1 protein-coding gene is annotated in these 990 nt (G+C 69.6%); it reads right to left on the reverse strand.

Going from position 1 to position 990, the window contains the following annotated elements; translation table 11 throughout:
* The coding region (locus HCK04_RS40330) for a sugar phosphate isomerase/epimerase family protein (protein WP_142652778.1) at positions 1 to 990 on the reverse strand (990 nt) is incomplete at both ends.

A 990-nucleotide genomic window follows, 5' to 3' on the forward strand; every position in this document is an offset into this window, starting at 1 on the left:
CTCGGAGGAGAAGGCGGCGTCGAAGGCGGCGTCGGGCGGGGTGATGGCGTTGAGGGAGCGGATGTAGGCGAGGGCCTCGGGTGCGCCGTGCAGCCGGTCCATGCCCGCGTCCTCCCACTCGATGGAGATCGGGCCGTCGTAGCCGATGTGGTTGAGCGCCCGGAAGCACTCCTCCCACGGCACGTCGCCCCGGCCGGTGGACACGAAGTCCCAGCCGCGGCGGGGATCGGCCCAGGCCAGGTGGGAGGCCAGACGGCCGCGCCGGCCGTCGCGGGTGGCCACCCGGGCGTCCTTGCAGTCGACGTGGTAGATCTTGTCGGCGAAGTCGAGGATGAAGTTCGCCGGGTCCAGGCCCTGCCACACCATGTGCGAGGGGTCCCAGTTCAGCCCGAAGGCCGGCCGGTGCCCGATGGCCTCCAGCGTCCGCACCGTGGTGTGGTAGTCGTAGGCGATCTCGCTGGGGTGCACCTCGTGTGCGAACCGCACCCCCACCTCGTCGAAGACGTCCAGGATCGGGTTGAAGCGGTCGGCGAAGTCCTGGTAGCCGGCCTCGATCATGGACGGCGGCACCGGGGGGAACATCGCCAGGGTGTGCCAGATGGAGGAGCCGGTGAAGCCGACGACGGTCTTGACGCCGAGCTTGGCCGCCGCGCGGGCGGTGTCCTTGAGTTCCTCGGCGGCGCGCTGCCGTACGCCTTCGGGTTCGCCATCGCCCCAGATGCGGGCGGGCAGGATGCCCTTGTGGCGTTCGTCGATGGGGTGGTCGCAGACGGCCTGGCTGAGGAGGTGGTTGGAGATCGTCCACACCCCGAGGTTGTACTTGGCCAGGGTCTCCTTCTTGCGTTCGACGTAGGAGTCGTCGGCGAGGGCCTTGTCGACCTCGAAGTGGTCGCCCCAGCAGGCGATCTCCAGGCCGTCGTAGCCCCATTCCGAGGCCAGCCGGCAGACCTCCTCGAACGGCAGGTCCGCCCACTGCCCCGTGAACAACGT

This window comes from Microbispora sp. CL1-1, from assembly GCF_012034195.1.
Taxonomy (GTDB): domain Bacteria; phylum Actinomycetota; class Actinomycetes; order Streptosporangiales; family Streptosporangiaceae; genus Microbispora.